Genomic DNA, 14,844 nt, shown 5'->3' on the forward strand with positions numbered 1-14,844 from the left:
CCATCCAACCAATCTAAAAGCCGAGGGCAAGCGGTGAATGAACAAATAATCTGGTTCGAAAACCTGAAAATGGGCGATGTTGATCAGGTTGGCGGTAAAAACGCCTCCTTGGGTGAGATGATCAGCGGTCTGGCAGATGCCGGAGTTTCTGTACCCGGTGGCTTTGCCACCACGGCACATGCCTTTCGCGAATTTCTGCGCCATAACCGGCTTGCAGAGAGAATCGACCCATTGTTGCAGCAGCTTGATGTAAGTGACGTAACTGCGCTTGCTGAAGCGGGCAAGACAATCCGTGAATGGGTGGTGGAAGCTGATTTTCCCGAAGAGCTGGAGAATGCGGTCACTGCTGCATACAAAAAGCTAAGCGGTGCTGCAGATGCAGTGCCTTCCGTGGCAGTCCGCTCTTCTGCGACAGCTGAAGATCTGCCCGATGCCTCATTTGCCGGTCAACAAGAGACCTTTCTGAATGTCGATGGACTGGAGAGTGTGCTGATCGCCATCAAAGAGGTATTCGCTTCGCTCTATAATGACAGGGCTATCTCCTATCGGGTTCATCAGGGCTTCGCCCATGAGGATGTCGCTCTTTCAGCGGGCATACAGCGAATGGTACGTTCGGATATCGGATCTGCCGGTGTTATGTTTACCCTCGATACAGAGTCCGGATTCAAGGATGCAGTATTCATCACCAGCTCTTATGGTCTAGGAGAAACAGTAGTTCAGGGTGCAGTGAATCCTGATGAGTTCTATGTCCATAAGGGTAATATTGAGGCAGGCAGACCCGCCATTCTGCGTCGTAATCTAGGCAGCAAAGCGATCAAGATGGTGTATGGTGAGGCGGGTGAAGAGCGGGTCAAGACTGTCGATGTGGATCAACAGGATCAGCGAAAATTCTCGCTCACCAGTGAACAGATCGAAAGTCTTGCCAAGATGGCCGTTACCATCGAAAAACACTATCAACGCCCGATGGATATCGAATGGGGCCTGGATGGCAATGATGGTCAGCTATACATTCTTCAGGCCCGCCCTGAAACTGTTGAGAGTCGGGTCGACACCGCTTCAGTGGAACGCTTTAAATTAGAGCAGAGTGGTGGCAAGGTATTGGCTCAGGGTCGTGCTATTGGACAACGTATCGGTAGTGGTGTGGCCAAGGTCATCAATGACTCCAGCGAGATGGCCAAAGTCGAAGCCGGTGATGTGCTGGTTACTGACATGACCGACCCTGACTGGGAGCCGGTGATGAAAAAAGCCTCAGCCATTGTCACCAATCGTGGCGGACGTACCTGCCATGCAGCGATTATCGCCCGTGAGTTGGGCATCCCTGCGGTAGTAGGTTGTAATGACGCCACTGAAATCCTGCAGGAAGGCCAGGAAGTAACGGTCTCCTGTGCTGAAGGCGATGACGGTTTCATCTACGAAGGTTTACTGAAATTTTCAGTTACTCAAGGGGATGTCACCAGTCTGCCGGAAGCCCCGGTGAAGATCATGATGAATGTGGCCAATCCGAGCCGCGCCTTTGCCTTCAGCCGTATTCCCAATGGCGGCATCGGTCTGGCGCGTCTGGAATTCATCATCAATACCACCATTGGTGTCCATCCCCGCGCTCTGATGGAGTTCGGAAGTCTACCGGAGGATATCAAGGCCAAAGCTCAGGAGCAGATGGACGGATACGACGATCCTGTTGAGTTCTATGTAGAGAAATTGGTGGAAGGTATCTCCACACTGGCTGCCGCCTTTGAAGGCAAGCCGGTAATCGTGCGTATGTCAGATTTCAAATCCAATGAGTACGCCAACCTGATCGGCGGTAAGCTCTATGAGCCCTCTGAAGAGAATCCGATGATCGGCTTCCGTGGTGCCTCTCGTTATATCTCTGAGAGTTTCAGACCCTGTTTCGAGCTTGAATGCCGGGCACTCAAGCGGGTTCGGGAAGAGATGGGCTTCACCAATGTGGAGATCATGATTCCCTTTGTTCGCACCTTGGATGAGGCCGCAGGTGTGATGCATCTACTGGCAGAGAATGGTCTTAAACGGGGTGAAAATGACCTTCGTGTAATCATGATGTGTGAATTGCCGTCGAACGCGGTTCTGGCTGATGAGTTCCTGGAGTATTTTGATGGTTTCTCTATCGGCTCCAATGACATGACCCAGTTGACCCTGGGACTTGACCGGGATTCCGGACTGGTTGCAGGCAGCTTTGATGAACGCAACCCAGCCGTAAAGAAGATGCTCAGCATGGCCATTCAAGCCTGTAATAAAGCGGGTAAGTATGTGGGTATCTGTGGCCAGGGGCCATCTGACTACCCCGATCTCGCCGAATGGCTGGTTGAACAGAAAATTGCCAGCATATCACTCAACCCCGATACTGTTATCGATACATGGCGACTATTGGCTGGCGTGAAAAGCTAGTCCAACCTCTGGGGGGGCATGCCCCCCCAGTTGAAATGGTTTCGCAATCTCACCCCTCTTTTGCTTGAATAGAAAATCCGATGAAGCGCACTGTCTATTTCCTGGCTGACCATACAGGCATCACCGTCGAAGCAATGGGACGCTCTCTGCTGAGTCAATTTGATGGATTTGAGTATGAGACGGTACATTGGCCGTTCATCGACAACCTTGATAAAGCCAGACGGGTCGCTGAGCGAATCAATCAGACAACCATTGAATCTGGTCAGAAACCGATTGTCTTTACAACACTGGTTGATCCTTCGATCCGGGACTATTTCAAGACCCTCGATGTACCGGTAATGGATTTTTTCGAAACCTTCACTGTTCGCTTGGAAGATGAGCTGAAGCTGCCCTCCTCCCATGCCTTGGGCAGATTTCATACAACAAATAACGGGCGCGCCTATGATCAACGCATCCATGCCGTCAATTTTGCGCTCAACAATGACGATGGCGCAATCACTAAAAACTACGAGACAGCAGACCTGATACTGGTTGGCGTTTCACGCAGTGGAAAAACCCCAACCTGCCTGTTTTTAGGTCTCCAACACAGTATTCTGGCTGCCAACTATCCCCTTACCGACGACGACCTGCACAGCGATCTACTACCCAAAACCCTGACAACCTATCGGGACAAACTGTATGGCCTGACCATCGACCCCCATCAACTGCAACGTATACGTCAGGAGAGACGCCCAGGCCGACGCTACTCCTCTCTGGAGCAGTGCAAGATGGAGGTAAAGTTGGCTGAAGGTCTGTTTAAGCACTATAACATCCCATATCTTGAGACAACTTCTATGTCTATTGAGGAGATCTCAGCGAGACTGATGCAGCATATTAAACGTGTGGCCTGACCCATTCTCGACAACTTGCTGCGACAGCATCAATAAATGAGGTTATAATCTCACTCCCTTGGACACCCCAAGCGCAATAATCATACCAATATAAACACGTACTACTCCTTCTGAATATATTGGATCATCGACTTGATAAACTGGCTGGTTAGACTATTTCGCAAAGCGCCTGTACCGATCTCCATCAAATGGACGATCTATATTGGCACCCTGATCACACTGGTCATGGGTATACTCGGCTGGTTCCTGATAACTCAGCAGACCAGCTTCCATATGCGGGAAGTCAAGGGTTTCGGTGAGGTTCTGGTTGAGCAGTTGGCGCACTCTGCCAGTGAACCACTGCTGGCTGATGATCAATTCAACCTGCAAGGCCTGGTAAGCCGCCAGACCCAGAATGACAATGTCGTGGGTGCTGCAATCGTACCCACAGATAAAAACTGGGTCATTTCCGGAAATGTACCGCATCAGCTGCCCACCGCCGATGAGCTTACACCGATGATCTGGTCCTGGCGGGACGAGGATAACAGACGACACCCGGCAATCACCTTTTTCAGTCCCATAAACTTCCGGGATGTCATTGCGGGTCATGCAATGATCACCCTCGATCGGGCATTCCTCGACCGCAATCAGGAACGAACCATACGCATTATCAGCTTTGCCACCATCGGTCTGATTCTAATCGCAGGCATCCTCTCCTATGTATTGAGTAAGCGCCTGAGCCGCCCCATCACCCTACTCGCCCAGGCAGGCCTGCAACACCCTGAAGCGGGTCTGATGATCTTCGAGGGTGATGAAAAGCGAAAGGATGAGATAGGCCAGGTCTATGCCCATTTCGAACGAATGTCAGCGGGCATGCTGGAAAAGCGTCAGGTCGAGGACGCCCTGTCCCGTTATGTCTCCCCGGTTGTTGCGGACAAGATCCTCTCCAATCTCTCCCAGCCCCGACTGGCCAACCAGGAGATGGTTGGGAGTGTACTGTTCTGTGACATTGTCGGTTTTACTCAGCTCTCAGAGGACCTGCCAGCGGATGAGGTGGCCTCATTACTCAATCTCTATCTCGGTGTTATTGCTGAAGCAGCACACCGCTGCCGCGGCGTGGTGGATAAATTCATCGGTGACAGTGCTATGATCCTGTTTGGAGTGCCGGAAGCGGATATGGAACATGGCCTGCAAGCGGTACGCTGTGCCTGGTTGATTCAAGCCCTGGTCCGCCATATCAACAAACAGCGCAGACAAGAGGGCAAAGAGCCGATAATGCTTCGCATCGGCATCAACAGTGGTGTCATGCTTGCGGGCAATATCGGCATTCCTGATAGATTGGAGTACACCGTTGTGGGAGATAGTGTAAACCTGGCTTCTCGCTTGTGTGGCGCAGCTCCGGCAGATGGCATTATGATGAGTCAGACCACAGCAGAATTCCCAGGAGTCAGTGAGATGGTGGAACTGCACCAACAACCTGAATTAAAGATCAGGGGTAAAAAGCATCTCGTCACCCCCTCAATCGCGGGAACACCATCGCGAGAATTTGGTCAATGGTTGATGCGCACTATGGCCTATATTTTGAATAAACACTCTGGATGAACTCCTCACTAAGCCTTTACACACTCTGCTTCTGTCAGATACTCCTAAGCGGATGCCAGCTGCTCGAAACCCGAGAAACCCCTGCACCTGTCGAGGAGGATTCTCTGAATTACAGCCGTCAACTGGTAGCCAAAGGGCGTTATAGTGAAGCAATTCAGCTGCTTAACGAAGCCAGCCTCGGAAAGAATAAGAACCAAAGCTACATCAATGAACTGAAAAACCTTCGAGGGCAACAGAAGGTTATAGAAGAGGAGCTGAACGACCAGCTTCTGATCAGTAATACCTCTGCCCTGAAGAATCAATTGCCTATCCTGGAAAAGCTCACCAAATCCAGTTCAAATCCGCAATATGAGCAGTTGTTGACCCAGACTAGAGGCCAACTACAGAGTATGCGCCGTGCCCTCTCCGAATGTGGCTGGCGCCACTATAAACGAAACAATGCCCTGGCCAAGGACTGTCTTAGCATCGCCCTCTCCCTTGAGCTGGATGAATCTGATCAAAACCTGATGGACCATTTGCTGAAGGAGCAGAGCCAAAACAAGAAAGCGCTGGAGAAAAAAGAGAAGACGAATCGCCAAAAACGCTGGAGCAAGCGAATGAACAAGCGACTTGCCGAGGCCAGCAGGTTATCAGAGAGCGGCCAGCTGAGAGATGCAAAAAACACCCTCAAGGCGATTCTGAAAGATGCACCCAAAAACGCGAAAGCCAAGGAGATGCTGAATAGGGTCAATATGCAGCTTGAAAGGTATATCGAGAACCTGCTCAGCGCAGGAGATCGCCTATACAGGGATGGTGAAATTGAAAGCGCTAAGGCAACCTGGCGTGCTGCTCTGGCCCTCGACCCCCAGGATCAACGAGCAAAAGATAAGATTCAACGAGCCCAGCGAGTGCTGAATAACCTGGAAAACCTACGCAAAACAAATTAATCACCATGCCCATGAAGAACTAGTGGGTTCTATTTCATCAATCCGCTATAATCGCGCCCTTTGGCTCTTCAGATACTCCTCTCTGTGGCCAATGAGAATCACCTTCGATTATATAACCGCTGCTGAGAATCATAATCTTGCCAGACAGGTATGTTAGTCGAAGCAAAACAGACTAGGGCCTGCTAACACTAATCGAAGCGGCTCTAGCTTAACCACGAATTTTTCCTGTATGAACAATGTGATGAGACAATCAGACTTAACCAACACCGGATTAGTGTTTCGCTCTATTCTCCCTCTGATCATCACTGTTCTGTTCTCATCATCTGCCTATAGCAAAGATTGGCTGCCAACAAGTCCGGTCTCATTTTACGAGACTGAACTGGAGCGTAAATCACTTTTCGCGCATGCCTCCACGTATGGGCTGACAAAAACCCTCGCCTTGAATAGCCCAGAGGAAAAGATCGACCGGCCCTACGGATTCGGCAGAGAACTCAATGATAACAGCCCGGAAGACTATCCCGGCCTTAAAAAGGATGCGGCCTATTTTTTCGGTTACCAGTTCTTTATCGTAGGTCTGCTCTATGTCCTTCCTGAAGATATCTCCGCCTGGACAGACGAACAGAAAGAGGACTATACAGTTAGTAAATGGTGGGAAAATGTAACTCACCCCCGCTGGGATCCTGATGAGTGGTATATCAACTATATCCTCCATCCCTACTGGGGCATGACCTATTATACCCGTGGCAGGGAACGTGGACTCAGTGAAACTGGTGCGTTCTGGTACTCCTTTACCCTTTCAGCAATCTATGAATTTGGACTTGAGGCACTGTTCGAACCCGTTTCGATTCAAGATATGATTTTCACACCAGGTGTAGGATCGTTGTTGGGATGGTATTTCGAAGACACCCGACGGGAGATTAAGAGCCAGTCATCCTTCAGCTTTTGGGATAAAACCGTTCTCGTCCTGACTGATCCACTAGGTTCCCTCAACAGCGTAGTGGATGGTTTTATTGAGAATGATAGTGAACTGGAACTACGCTCTTTCTATCGCAGCCCAAACTTCGGAACGCTGGACAACATGCAATGGAATGACCCCTATCGTCAGAGAGTCGACCCAATCGTTAAAGACTATATCGGCCTGCAACTCACCGTACACTGGCAATGACATTAATCCTCATGTACTAAAGCATGAGATAGAAATAATTTAAAAATTCATTTGCTGATTAGCTAAATATCGCAGGCTGGAACCATGCCCCACAAGATAGGGTAAAACAGCAACAAACCCCTCCCCTTATTTCTTTTTAAGACACACACTAATCGCGAATAAGATACTCATAAAAACAAAAAATAGTATCTGCTATCCAGAAAGAAATAATAGCTCTAATTCAAATCAATCCACCTTTGTAACGATGCTCAGAATTAAAGAAAAAGACAACAATAGAGGCCTCAAAGAAACTACATGTTGAATATTCCAAACAAAGTTATTTTAGCCTTATTACATTCCCATATACCTATCATGATCTGCTCTGTAATTATAATGAACAGTTAAGCTAAATCATTAACAAACACTCTCTGCCAACATAAGCATAATCTCTACCCGATAGATATATATTAAATCTCGTTTCTAGAATTACTCTAAGAATAGTTCCAGTAATTTAAGAAATAAATAACAATATGTTTAAGCAGGATTTATTTCTATAAATATTAAATTAACACAGACAAAACACCACACTTTTACCATCATGATTGAAAAAATATTACTTTTTTATTGCAGACAATCTGATGCAGAAAACCATGTAGAGATTGAGATCAGTATTAGTAAGACTTTTTTATCAAGATACCCTTAATATTTAAATTCATATTGTTTGATCCACATCAATATATTAATAATTTTATGCGAATAGAATCGCTGCCGAAAAAGCATGAATCTCAGACTATATATGATAAATGGAAATCAACAATTAATACTTGGCACAATACTTAATGGTTTGCTGATGTGACTAACACCAAAGATCAAGAAACACTCATGGAAGACAACACCTCTGGGACAATCAACTTAAATCTAAAGTTATTCTTAGAATAAATCTAGATTTAGGTTTTTTATGGACAACTATTTAAGAAGGGAAAAACTTTTATGATACTTTCCATCTGGCAAGAGCCAATTACTTTTCGCTTGTCAATCATCATTGATTAACAAACAAGCACTCAGCACAATCAGATTAAACAAAGCAATATAAATATAAGGTTGCGGATCTATCATACAGACAACGCAACTATTATTATTTTTCATTGAATAAAGCGACACACATACTTATTCAGAAAAAATCCTTAATACCGAATAATCAATGGCTTTCAATCTGAAAGATATTGAAAACCAAGGTGCTTTGAATTCAGGAATTTAAAAAAACCATAAAAATTCCTTCATCATTGAAAGAAAAGGGAAACGAGGTACAAGATGAACACCAATCAACCATTTAATTCAGAATCAGTCATCACCGATTCAGCTTTAACATCAACACAATTACATGAACCCCTTGCGATTGTAGGCATTGGCTGCCGCTATCCTGGCGGATCTACTACCCCTGACGAATTCTGGAAGATGCTTGGAACAGGTTTAGACGCAATCTGTGATGTCCCCCCTGAAAGGTGGAATATCGACCGCTACTACAGCTCAGATGTTGGCACACCAGGAAAGATGTATGTCAAACAGGGCGGATTTCTTAAGGAACCCATAGATAAGTTCGACGCCGCTTTCTTTGGCATATCTCCTCGCGAAGCTATATATATAGATCCCCAACAACGGCTTCTTATGGAAGCAGCCTGGGAGGCCATGGAGGATGCTGGCATCTCTTCGGCTGATCTCGCCGGATCAAACACAGGTGTCTATTGTGGCGCTTTTACCCTCGATAGCATGCTCTTGCAGATGAGTCCGCTAAACAGATCCACCAGCGGAACAAACTCTGCCACTGGCGCATCTATGACCATGATCGCTAACAGGATTTCATATTGCTTTGATCTGCGTGGACCAAGCTTCACCTTAGATACCGCTTGCTCCTCTTCCCTGGTGGCCACCCATCTGGCATGTCATGCGATCTGGCGAGGTGAATGTTCCGCTGCCTTGGTTGGTGGTGCAAACGTTATGATCTGTCCTGAGTACCCAACGCTGATGTCCAAAGGACATTTTCTTTCCCGTGATGGACGCAGTAAAAGTTTTGACTCAAGGGCGGATGGTTATGCACGTGGAGAAGGTGCCGGTATGGTACTCATCAAACCACTTTCAAGCGCTCAACGCGACGGTGACCATATCTACTCCCTTATCCGTGCCACTGGTGTCAACCAGGATGGTCGGACCGATGGCATTACCGTGCCAAATCCAGAGTCACAGGAGAATCTGATCCGTGATGTCTATACGAAAAGTGGCGTGCCTTTCAAGGATGTTCGCTATGTCGAAGCCCATGGAACCGGCACCACAGTGGGTGACACTGTCGAAGCTGGCGTACTGGGACGAACCATAGGTGCCGGCAGGAAAGGTGATGAGCAGTGTCTGGTGGGATCCGTCAAGGCGACGATTGGCCATCTTGAGGCTGGGGCTGGCGTGGCTGGCCTGGTTAAAGCATCACTGTGTCTAAAAAACAATGAGGTTCCACCACAGGCCAATCTGATTGAACCCAACCCAAATATTCCCTTTGATGACCTTGGCATTCGCCTACCGCGAGCAAAAGAGAAGTTACCTGAGGATGACCGACCAGTCTATGTCGGCATCAACTCCTTTGGCTATGGCGGAACCAATGCCCATGTAATCCTTGAACGTGCGCCAACCCAGGTTATGCTGGATGATGATACCACCCGGCCTGAACAACAAGCAGAAATTCTTACGCTTTCCGCACGGGATCCAGCAGCGCTGACCGAACTTGCTCAATCCTATGTTAAATTCCTTTCATCTAATGATGTCCCTGCACTTCATAATATCTCGTTTTCATCTGCCGTTCGCCGTGCACACCATGAACACCGTCTGGCCATCGTCGCATCATCACTGGAAGAGTTGGAAACCGAACTTCTCGACTATGCCGAGTCAGGGATCAGCTCTCAATCATGTGTTGGAAGAAGCCAGACACGTTCGCAGAGTAAGCCTGTCTTCGTTTTTAGCGGCATGGGTCCACAATGGTGGGCGATGGGCCACGAGCTTTTCGAGAGTGAACCTGTCTTCCGCGAAACAGCCAAGGCCATAGACAACATCTTCCAGTCTCTCGCTGGATGGTCGATTCTGAACGAGATGCAAGCGGAAGAGTCGGAGTCCAGGATAGAGGAGACCCAGATAGCCCAGCCTGCTAATTTCCTACTTCAGGTCGCACTCAATGATCTATTGCGCTCCTGGGGTGTTGAACCCTCAGTCATCGTTGGCCACAGTGTGGGTGAAGTAAGTGCTGCTTATGTCTCTGGCGCACTCAGTCTCGAAGATGCCGTTCGTGTCAGCTACCATCGGAGCCGCCTGCAACAGAGCGCTGCCGGACAAGGTAAAATGTTGGCAGTCGGACTCAGTGCCGATGAAGCTATCGCTTTGATCGAAGACAAATCAGATCTTATTTCAATTGCCGCTGTGAACGGCGCCACTGCTGTCACCCTGTCGGGTGATTCAGATGCACTTGCCTCTGTGGCCGAATCACTGACGGAAAAGCAAATCTTCAACCGTTTTCTCCGCGTGGAGGTGGCTTACCACAGCCCACAGATGGAACCATTGAAAGCGGATATGATTGAAGCACTGAAGGATATCAAACCGCAAACTCCGACTACCCCACTCTACTCTACAGTCACAGGTGCACTGGTAGAAGGTCCCGATTTAGATGCCAATTACTGGTGCGACAACATCCGCAAGCCTGTGCTGTTTGCCAAGGCAATCGGAGAAATCCTTAGCGCAGGTTCTGAGGCATTCCTCGAAGTGGGTCCCCATCCTGTTCTTGGTGGATCAATCAAGGAGGCTGTCAGGAGCCAGGGAAAACCGGAGATTGTGATATCTACTCTGAAGCGTGAATCCGACGAGCGAACCATGATATTGCTCGCCCTGGGTGGATTGCATGTCAATGGCTATTCAGTCGACTGGCGGGCGGTGACCGGAAAAGGCGCCAGCTATGTCAAATTACCAACCTATGCCTGGCAGAGAGAGCTTTACTGGAACGAAACCCTCGTATCAAAACATGACCGTACCGGTGAGGTTGATCATCCACTGCTTGGTCTGCGGTCGTTCGCCCCTACACCAACCTGGCAGAGTGAACTGAATCGAGAAATGACCTCCTATGTGGAAGATCACATCGTTGAAGGGGCAGTCATATTTCCAGCAGCAGGCTACATTGAGCAGGGACTCGCCATTCAGTCACTGATTAACGACAGCGAATCCGGGACACTTGAAGATATCGAGTTCCAACGCGCCCTGATGCTTCAGGGCAAGGGTGAGCCGATTCTAAGAGCAACCTTCGATGAAGATAAAAGTGAATATCATATCTATACACGAAGGGAGGAAGATGGTTGGAACTGGACGCTTCATGCCAATGGACGAATTTTAAATTCTCCACCGCTAGCTGCTGAGCCTATCCCCATGGAAGAGATTCAGCTCCGATGCAGTACCACTGTAGACACGGAAAAACTCTACTCACGCTTAAGCGAACACGGTCTGCAATACGGACCTATGTTTCAGAGAATCCGAAATCTATGGCGGGGTGACGGGGAAGTACTCTCTGAAATTGAACCATTGAGCGATCAGAGCAGTGAGTCAGCCTATCATCTGCACCCGGTGGTGTTAGACGCCGCTTTGCAATCTCTGATTGCCGGACTTGATTGGGATCCTTCCGACAAACGTACATTCGTACCCGTAGGCATTAAGCGGATTTCATATCACAAACGTCTGCATGGGCGGTGCTGGAGTTATGGTCGCATTGTCGAACAATCTGAAGATCGTATCTTCGGTGAAATCATGATTTGCGACAGCGATGGGTCGGTGGTTGCTGAAGTACAAGGGGTGCGTTTACAGTCCCTGGTCTCACTTAAGGAGCACCGTGCTAAATACCTGGAAAGCTGTTCCTACGTAATGACATGGGAGGAAGCCGAACCAGCTAAGATCTCTCCACCCGAGGGTAAATGGCTGCTGTTCTCAGACGAAGTGGGGATTGCCAGCGAACTATCCAGTAAGCTGAGTGAGGCTGGGGTAAAGGAAATCGAGCAGATTCCAACACCAGCCTTATTGAATACTACTGATAGCAGCAGCTCTGAAACTGAGGGAGAAGAGTCACTTCCCTTCGAGCAGAGTCTGAAGCAGGCAGATGCAGAGTCCCGCATCGTCTACCTGTGGGGTCTCAACGACAAGGCCGAGAATGACCCAAGTGAAGGCACTGCGCATGTAGAGTTTTTGCAACTCGTGCAGGCACTCGCCAGTCATGAACCGGAGCAGGCTCCAAAAAGAGTCTATGTGATTACCCGGGGCGCCCAGCATATCGGCGATGAAGAGGGCCCAGCCCTTGGGCAGGCCTATCTCGTCGGTCTTGCCAGAACAGCACTCAGTGAACTACCACACCTTCGCTGTACAGTGATTGACCTTGATCCTGCTGCCACAGCTGAAAGTGTTCAAGCACTCACCAATGAACTGTTGAGCGATAACCTGGAGTCCGATGTGGCGTTGCGTGGAGAGGTACGCTACGTACACAGACTGACACCACTGGCACGCTCAAAGAAAGAGGATGAGGAGGAGAAGAAAGATGAGATGCTTTCAGTTGAGGAGGCTGGTGCATTTCGCGTAAAGATAGGCGCACTGGGACGATTCGAGTCCCTCTATTACGAGCAGATCCGCCGTCGCGCACCTGGGCCAGGAGAGATTGAGCTGCGTATGCACGCCGCTGCAATGAACTTCAAAGACATTTTGAAAACCCTGGGCATGCTGCCAGAAGCAGCGCTCGAATCAACTTTCCATCAGACCAGCCTCGGCATGGAGGGAACAGCTGAAATCGTGGCCGTGGGTGAAGGCGTCACTGAGTATAAGGTTGGTGATATGCTGGTTGGTGGCTTCCGCGACTCATTCAGCTCTCACATCACTGTTGCTGTGAAAGACCTGTTTGCTGTTCCTGCATCACCGTTGATGAGTATCACTGACAGCGCCAGCATACCGACGATTTTCTTGACCGCGTATTACGCTTTGAATGATGTCGCCCGTCTGCGTAAAGGTGAGACGGTACTCATTCATGCCGCAGCGGGAGGCGTTGGACTGGCTGCCATACAAATCGCACAATGGCTTGGGGCAACCGTTATCGCTACTGTTGGCAGTGAAGAAAAACGGGAATACCTCCGCTCGATTGGCGTTGAGCATATCTTCAACTCTCGTACTCTGGATTTCTCAGAGCAGATCAAGAAAGTGACAAACGGCAAAGGGGTTAATGTAGTTCTCAACTCACTTTCCAAAGAGACTATCATTAAAAGTTTGCAAGTCATGGCGCCACTTGGCCGATTCATCGAAATCGGTAAGCGTGACATCGTGCAGAACATCCGCATGCCGATGTTGGCTTTCAACCGCAACCTCAGTTATACAGCCATCGATCTCGATCGATTCATGGGTGAGAGTCCTGAAGTGCTGGATGGACTGTTCGACAAAGTCTGGGCGCTATTCCACTCTAAGGATCTGAAACCAACACCGGTTACCGTTTTTCCTGCATCCCAGATTGCCGATGCCTTCAAGTTTATGGCGCAGGCTAAACAGATCGGCAAAATCGTTATCGATTTCGACGATCTTGAAGGTGTTGAGGTCGCACCTCTGAAAGAGACAGGGACACTACTGAAACCTGACGCGACCTATCTCATTACTGGTGGATTGGGCGGTTTTGGCCTGGAGATCGCGAAGTGGATGGTGACTGAAGGTGCGCGCAACCTGGCCCTCGTGGGTAGAAGCGGTGCTAAGACGGAGATTGCTAAAAACACAGTCAAAGATCTGCAGAAGCAGGGCGTCGAAGTGAGTGTAGTCTGCGCTGATATGGGCAAAGAAGAGGATATCGTTTCGATGTTCGATAGCCTGGCCCAGTCGATGCCTCCACTGAAAGGTGTCATGCACGCTGCGGCCGTCCTTGACGATGCCATTTTGGCCAATCTCGATGAGGCCAGACTACGCAAAGTAGCGGCACCAAAGGCTCGTGGCGCTTGGTTGCTACACAAACATACAGCCGATATACCTTTAGATCACTTCGTGCTGTTCTCATCAGTCTCTGCACTGATGGGTAATCCCGGTCAGGGCAACTATGTTGCGGCAAATGTATTCCTCGATTCATTGGCGGAATACAGAAGAGCGCAGGGACTCCCTGCAACCAGTGTTAACTGGGGCGCACTTGCTGAGGTCGGCATGGTAGCCCAGGACGCCATTGTTTTCGAACAACTGGCGAGAGCTGGCATCAATGCCATAACTCCTGCCGATGCTTGTGCAGCAATGGCTCTGGCACTATGGGATGACAGAACCCAGTTGGGCTTTATGGACATGAACTGGGCGAAATGGGGACAGCTCAATCCAGCCTCCTCCGCCATTCCGAGTCTGGCCTATGTGGTTGGAGCCAAGTCGTCTGGGAAAAATGCTGAAGCGGGTAAAGTACGTGCTGCCCTGCTTTCCATCGAACCAGGTGATCGCAACGAAATGCTGGCTTTGATGGTGGTGGAACTCGTCTCTGAAACGATGCACAAACCTGCCAACAAGATCGACATCAACATGCCTCTATCTGACATGGGTATCGACTCTTTGATGGCCGTCGAGTTGCAGTATGGCGTTTCAACAAAGTTCGGTGTCGATATCCCGGTACTTGAGCTGGTGCGAAGTGGCAGCATTTTTGAGCTGGCAGGAGTGCTGCTCGACCACATGAAGATCCCTCATGATGGTGATGGCAGCAGCAATATATCAAGTGAAGAGTCTGTAAACGACGTAGATAAGAAGGAAGAGGCCGTAGCTTAAATTCGGCAAGTGGGGGGAGTACTCCCCCCACCACTTCCAACTTTTTACCTGGTACATAGAATACTCGGAGAATATCTAC

At 49.0% G+C, this 14,844-nt stretch carries 6 protein-coding genes; all 6 read left to right on the top strand.

The genetic code is table 11. From position 1 onward, the window contains the following. The first annotated feature begins 33 nt into the window (after positions 1-33). Positions 34-2,403: a phosphoenolpyruvate synthase gene (ppsA, locus tag AC4IE7_RS13820; protein WP_490777433.1), complete on the top strand. Its 2,370-nt coding sequence runs from the start codon at positions 34-36 to the stop codon at positions 2,401-2,403. A gap of 80 nt (positions 2,404-2,483) precedes the next feature. Then, positions 2,484-3,293: a posphoenolpyruvate synthetase regulatory kinase/phosphorylase PpsR gene (ppsR, locus tag AC4IE7_RS13825; RefSeq protein ID WP_490777434.1), complete on the top strand. Its 810-nt coding sequence runs from the start codon at positions 2,484-2,486 to the stop codon at positions 3,291-3,293. Positions 3,294-3,425: 132 nt separating this feature from the next. Next, positions 3,426-4,874 (top strand): adenylate/guanylate cyclase domain-containing protein, encoded by a 1,449-nt coding sequence (locus tag AC4IE7_RS13830; protein ID WP_490777435.1) that lies wholly within the window; start codon positions 3,426-3,428, stop codon positions 4,872-4,874. Next, on the top strand, positions 4,871-5,800 hold the full coding sequence (locus AC4IE7_RS13835) for a tetratricopeptide repeat protein (protein WP_490777436.1): 930 nt from the start codon (positions 4,871-4,873) through the stop codon (positions 5,798-5,800). Before AC4IE7_RS13830 ends, AC4IE7_RS13835 begins: the two co-directional genes overlap by 4 nt. Before the next feature lie 241 nt (positions 5,801-6,041). Continuing rightward, on the top strand, positions 6,042-6,965 hold the full coding sequence (locus AC4IE7_RS13840; RefSeq protein WP_490777437.1) for a DUF3943 domain-containing protein: 924 nt from the start codon (positions 6,042-6,044) through the stop codon (positions 6,963-6,965). 1,290 nt (positions 6,966-8,255) lie between these two features. Beyond that, positions 8,256-14,765: an SDR family NAD(P)-dependent oxidoreductase gene (locus AC4IE7_RS13845; RefSeq protein ID WP_490777438.1), complete on the top strand. Its 6,510-nt coding sequence runs from the start codon at positions 8,256-8,258 to the stop codon at positions 14,763-14,765. The last annotated feature ends 79 nt before the right edge of the window (positions 14,766-14,844 follow it).

Source organism: Candidatus Thiodiazotropha sp. AKAK3, from assembly GCF_058244645.1.